The following is a 6,428-nucleotide window of genomic DNA, read 5'->3' as shown; positions in this document are numbered from 1 at the left end:
GACAACTATATCAAGAAAGTGGGAAAGAAATTGAACCTCAGACCGAGAAAGAAACTAAATTTCTCAACCCCGAAAGAAGAATTCTTCAAACAAATCATTAATTTTGCACTTGCCAGTTGAAACTACCTACATAATATTAGGCGCCATTTCTGCAAAAAACATGAAATAAATTTCAGTATAACATTAAAAAATCGTATATTTGCACTCCAAAAATAAACAATGTAAAAAATAGTAATAAATTAACAAATAACAGAAAGATGACTAAAGCAGACATTATAGAAGAAATTGTCGGGTCTACGGGCATCGCAAGAAAGGATGTTTCGGCAACAGTTGAAGCCTTCATGGAAGTTATAAAGAAAAGCCTGTTGGAGGACAAGGAGAATGTTTATCTCCGTGGTTTCGGCAGTTTCATTATCAAGCACAGAGCCGAAAAGACGGCAAGAAACATCTCGAAGAACACGACTATCGTCATTGCCGCACACGACTTCCCGAGCTTTAAGCCGGCAAAAAGTTTTGTAAGCAAGATGAAAGGCGAGTAGTCATTAAGCCGCATTTAATAAATAACATTATAATATTAAACCATTAAAATTTTAAGCTATGCCAAACGGTAAGAAGAAAAAGGGCCACAAGATGGCTACCCACAAGCGTAAGAAAAGATTAAGAAAGAACAGACATAAGAGCAAGTAAGCAGTGCCTGCTCGTCAGTCGTTTCGGGACTGAGGGTATGTCAATCAACCCGCATACGGTGATTTATTGACATGCCCTTTATTATTGGAACTCACTAAGCATAATAATCAAGAAAATGACCAGCGAAGTTGTAATTGACGTTCAACAGAAAGACATCTCGATTGCCCTGCTGGAAGACAAGAATCTGGTAGAATATCAGAGCGAGACACGCTCGGCATCGTTCTCTGTCGGAAACATCTATGTGGCAAAAGTAAAGAAACTTATGCCGGGGCTTAACGCCTGTTTTGTAAACGTAAGTTATGAAAGAGACGCCTTTCTGCATTATCTTGACTTAGGAAACCAATTTGACTCTTATCAGAAGTACCTGAAACAGGTGCAGAGCGACAGAAAGAAACTTTATCCTTTCTCAAAGGCATCACGTCTGCCTGACCTTCCAAAGGAAGGCACTATACAGAACAAACTTAAAGTTGGCGACGAGGTGCTGGTGCAAATAGTAAAAGAACCCATATCGACCAAGGGTCCGCGCCTTACAGCCGAACTGAGCTTTGCCGGACGTTATCTGGTCTTGATTCCATTTAACGATAAAGTTTCTGTTTCTTCTAAAATAAAAAGCGGGGAAGAGCGTGCCAGACTTAAACAGCTTATACAAAGCATCAAGCCCAAAAACTTCGGTGTGATAGTGCGCACCGTGGCAGAGGGCAAGAGAGTGGCAGAACTCGACACCGAACTTAAAATCCTGCTGAAGCGTTGGGAGGATGCCGTTGTAAAAGTACAGAAGACCCAGACAAGACCGCAACTCGTTTACGAGGAGACAAGCAGAGTGGTAGCATTGTTGCGCGACCTGTTCAATCCTTCATACGAAAACATATATGTAAACGACACGGACATTTTTAAAGAGGTCAAACAGTATGTCACACTGATTGCGCCGGAAAAGGCGGAAATAGTCAAACTATACAGCGGCAACGTACCTATCTTTGACAATTTCAACGTAACAAAGCAGATCAAGTCCAGCTTCGGGAAAATAGTAAACTACAAGCACGGGGCTTACCTCATAATAGAGCACACGGAGGCGCTGCACGTAGTAGACGTGAACAGCGGCAACCGCACACGCTCGGCAAACGGACAGGAGGCTAACGCGCTTGATGTGAACCTTGGCGCAGCGGACGAACTTGCAAGGCAGTTAAGGCTGCGCGACATGGGCGGAATTATTGTTGTAGATTTCATCGACATGAATTTGGCGGAAGACAGGCAAATTCTTTATGAGCGCATGTGCAAGAACATGCAGAAAGACAGAGCGCGTCACAACATCCTTCCGCTGAGCAAGTTCGGACTGATGCAGATTACACGCCAGAGAGTTCGCCCCGCCATGGATGTCAATGTGGAAGAAACATGTCCTACTTGTTTCGGAAAAGGAAAGATAAAATCAAGCATTCTTTTCACTGAACAGTTAGAGAACAAAATTGACCGGTTAGTCAATAAGATTGGCGTAAAGAAATTTTACCTGCACGTACACCCGTATGTTGCAGCCTACATCAACCAGGGTATCATCTCCCTGAAAAGAAAATGGCAAATAAAATACGGCATGGGCGTGCACGTTGTCTCATCACAGAAAATGGCTTTCTTGCAGTATGAGTTTTATGACTGCAACAAAGAGTTTATAGACATGAAAGAAGAGATCGAGACAAAATAATACGGAAAAGCCTCATGGAAACATATATCCATGGGGCTTTCTGCTGTTTATAAGGTTGTCCTCGCTGTGCTTTATCAAATATTTTACCGCTGTTCAAGCTGCGTTTTTAGCATATTTCCCAATACAAAAAGCTGATATTACATGTTTTATTAAGTTCTATTGCGTATCTTTGCATAAGATAGGCGGTGCCTCGGCAATTACAAGTAAACTTGATTGCACTCGGCTTGCATTATCTTTGCATAAGATAAGCGGTAGCTTCTATTGCCACAAACATGGTTTTAGCATGCTCGGCTTGCTTTATCTTCGCGATAGGAAAAAGCAAATATTATCGTTAACTTTTAAATTATAAATCTATGTCACAAAGATTCATTCTGAACGAAGTGTCTTACTTCGGTGCCGGTTGCAGAAAAGAGCTGGCAGATGTACTTAAACGTATGAACATGAACAAAGCCCTTGTCGTAACGGATAAAGGACTTATCAAAGTTGGAACCGTAAAACTGGTGACCGACATCATGGACGAAGCAGGATTTCCATACGAGATATTCTCGGAGGTAAAGCCCAATCCAACCGTAACAAACGTAAAGCAAGGTATCGAGGCATTCAAAGCCTCCGGCGCAGACTGCCTTGTAGCCATAGGAGGAGGTTCGGCAATGGACACAGCAAAAGGTATCGGCATCGTTATCAACAACCCCGAATTTTCTGATATAGTATCGCTTGAGGGCGTCGCACCGACAAAACACAAGAGCGTACCTATTATCGCACTGCCAACAACAGCGGGCACAGGTGCCGAGGTTACTATCAACTACGTAATTATCGATGAGGAGCGTCAGGCTAAAATGGTATGTGTTGACCCGAACGACATACCGGCTGTAGCTATCGTTGACCCCGAACTGACATATTCTCTGCCAAAGGGACTGACGGCAGCAACGGGCATGGACGCCCTGACACACGCCATTGAAGGATATATAACCAAGGGTGCATGGGTGATGAGCGACATGTACGAGCTTCAGGCGATAAAGATGATTGCCGAGTATCTGCCCACAGCGGTTGAGGAACCGACAAATCCAGTGGGACGCGAGAACATGGCACTGGCACAATATATTGCTGCACAGGCATTCTCAAACGTAGGTCTCGGACTTGTACACGGCATGGCACACCCCATGGGTTCGCTGCACGATATCCCTCACGGAGTGGCAAACGCACTGCTGCTGCCCACCATTATGGAGTTTAACATGCCCGAATGTATAGAGAAATTCGGCGTTATTGCGCGCACAATGGGAGTCGACACCACGGGCATGACGGCACAGGAAGCGGCACAGGCTGCATGCGATGCAGTGAAAGACCTTGCCATACGTGTAGGCATACCGCAGCATCTGAGCGAACTTGGCATAAAGGAAGAACACATACCGGCACTTGCGGCACAGGCTATAACGGATGTATGTACGCCCGGAAATCCGCGCGATGTGACGGAAGAACAGATTGTAGAGCTTTACAAAAAAGTGCTTTAACAAGGTAGCATAAATAAAGACGGGTGCGTCTGAAAGAAATCAAAAGAAGATAAAAGGAGACATGAGAAGATAAATGAAGATAAAAGACAAATGTTTTGTCACTTGGTACAAGCCATTGTCTTTTATCTTCCGTGGCTTTAGCCACATAACTTCTCCAATCTCCTTTTATCTTTTTCTTTCGATGTCCCCGCTGTTTTTATCTATTGTTATGGGCGGACAAATACAAGCATATGTCCCTACTCGCAGATGATTATTTATTTTACACACTCTCCAGAGAAGGTTTGTAATATTCAGAGAATATGAATTCGTCGAATTCACAATAGCTTACAACCTCACTGCACAATCTTAAAACGTATTCTGAACGAGCGTTTTTCTTCGTCCCAATTCGTTCCGAGCATCTCAAAACGCCCTATCTGGGCTGTCGACCGCACATGTTTGCCTATACACGGACACACATCGTAATCACCTATACGCACAAGACGTATCGTCTCCGAGGCATCATCCGGCAACTTGTCAAGCAATATGCCGTCGGGAAGAGTGCTGCGTGTGACAAACTCAAATGTCACCGGCATATCTGCCTCTATCAGTTCGTTCATTCTGCGCTCTATCTCCTTCTCGATCTTACGGTCGGGTTTACGTTCAAGAATATAGCTTATCTTGCTCTTCTTACGCTCAATGTGCGCATTACGCGAACGCTCACATCCGAACATACGTATCATCGTCTGATTTAAAAGATGTTCGGCTGTGTGTGCCGGAGGGAACTCCTCCTTGTTGTGAGCATTCAACAATATATCTTCTGCCATGACTTGTTGTAACTGACTATAGATTTATTTTATATATCTTTCCACCATACGGTTCCAGCGAGACAGACACAGGGGCATCCGCCTTTACCTTTAACACGCACTTGTCACCCGACAGCATGTCTACTGCCTCATGGTTGTTCTCATCGATACGGAGATAATCAACAGCATGACGCGGTATAACAACATCTGCAACAACAGGCTTGTCCGAGAAGTTCGCCACAACAAGCAGAAGTTCGTTACCGGCTTTCCGTATAAATGCGTACTGCCTGTCTGCGATATGCCCGTTGACATACATAAGATCGAAAAATTCTCCTTCGCTTACAGCCTTTTCATTAGCCGCCACATTGAGAACTTTTGCATATATATCATAAAGATGTTTCTCTGCAACTGTCTGTTTGCGTCTGTTAACAAAGCCACGATACAGCGTTCCAACCGTCCAATAGTCGAATATCGTGGTGCGTCCGTCAACACCGCTGAAGCCCTCCTTGTCCATTCCACGCTCGCCAAACTCCTGTCCGGCATAGACCATAAACGGATTTTTCTGCATCAGAGCACTGACAATAAGTCCCGGAATACCCTTTTCGGCATCACCTGCAAAGAAGTCCGATGCTATACGTTGCTCGTCATGATTTTCAAGGAAATAAAGCATGTGACTGCGAATGTCATCAGTTGCCTGCCACATATACGTGATGTCCGATGCTCTGCGCCTGCCGCATATCACATCGCGTACACAGTCGTACATGCCCACCTTATCGTAAAGATAGTCAAATCCGGCTCCTATGTAGTCGCGATACCTGTTGGGATCATATACCTCTCCAATGAATATCTTATCCGGATAACGGTATTTCACCTTGTCTGTCGCCCACGTCCAGAATGCGGCAGGCACCATCTCCGCCATGTCGCAACGAAAACCGTCAACTCCTTTTGCCGCCCAAAACAAGAGTATATCCGTCATCTTGTTCCACGTATCGGGTATCGGGTCAAAATGAAACGAACGTCCTCCCGCATCGCAATAGTCAACACCATAGTTCAGTTTCACCGTTTCGTACCAGTCGTTCCTGCCGGGGCGGTTGCCAAAACAGTCATTTCCGGTTGCCTTTGCCGGACATTCCATATACGTATTGTCACCCGCATCTGCAGAAGAAACAACATCCGAAAGGTCAAGAGCACAGTCCGGACAATAGTAAAAGTTGTTTACCGTTGAAAAGTGCATGCCCTTGTTGTCATCTTCTCCCAAGTCTCTGACGCCATCCGGACGGCATACCGACTTATATTGCCGCGCCACATGGTTAGGAACAAAGTCCATTATGACCTTCATTCCGGCTTTGTGTGTACGCTCAACGAGAGCCTCGAACTCTTCCATACGCCTTTCAACATCCGATGCAAGATCCGGGTCAACGTCGTAATAGTCGGTTATCGCATACGGAGACCCCGCCTTTCCTTTCACCACAGACGGATTTTGACATGGTATTCCATACTTTGAATAATCGGTTGCCGTGGCATGACGTATCACTCCGGTGTACCATAAATGCGTAACGCCCATGTCTTTTATACGCTTAAGCACTGTAGGAGTAAAATCATCAAACTTACCACAGCCGTTTTCTTCAAGCGTTCCGCTTTCGATACAAGCCGTAGTCCTATTGCCAAAAAGGCGCGTAAATATCTGATATATTATTATCTTTCCCATAATTGAAGAATGAAGAACAGGGAAATGAAGAATGAAGAATGAAGAATGAAGAA

Annotated in this window: 3 protein-coding genes and 2 pseudogenes; 4 read left to right on the top strand and 1 reads right to left on the bottom strand. The window is 44.7% G+C overall.

What is annotated here, in order from left to right; genetic code table 11:
• From HPS54_RS13100 to fucO, 4 genes and pseudogenes are all read left to right on the top strand, one after another.
• Positions 1-120, top strand: a pseudogene (locus HPS54_RS13100) (IS30 family transposase); the annotation flags it as partial.
• Between the two features lie 62 nt (positions 121-182).
• Positions 183-539: an HU family DNA-binding protein gene (locus HPS54_RS08650; protein WP_287229743.1), complete on the top strand. Its 357-nt coding sequence runs from the start codon at positions 183-185 to the stop codon at positions 537-539.
• A 263-nt stretch (positions 540-802) separates the two neighbouring features.
• Positions 803-2,377 (top strand): Rne/Rng family ribonuclease, encoded by a 1,575-nt coding sequence (locus tag HPS54_RS08645; RefSeq protein WP_172345043.1) that lies wholly within the window; start codon positions 803-805, stop codon positions 2,375-2,377.
• Between the two features lie 353 nt (positions 2,378-2,730).
• Positions 2,731-3,885: a lactaldehyde reductase gene (gene fucO, locus HPS54_RS08640; RefSeq protein WP_172345042.1), complete on the top strand. Its 1,155-nt coding sequence runs from the start codon at positions 2,731-2,733 to the stop codon at positions 3,883-3,885.
• A 332-nt stretch (positions 3,886-4,217) separates the two neighbouring features.
• Here fucO and HPS54_RS08630 read toward each other — a convergent pair.
• Positions 4,218-6,375, bottom strand: a pseudogene (locus HPS54_RS08630) (alpha-amylase family glycosyl hydrolase).
• Between the last annotated feature and the right edge of the window lie 53 nt (positions 6,376-6,428).

This window comes from Xylanibacter caecicola, from assembly GCF_013166515.1.
In the GTDB taxonomy this organism is placed as follows: domain Bacteria; phylum Bacteroidota; class Bacteroidia; order Bacteroidales; family Bacteroidaceae; genus Prevotella; species Prevotella caecicola.
The sequence above is the reverse complement of the archived record's forward strand: the minus strand, read 5'-3'. Positions and strand labels throughout refer to the sequence as shown.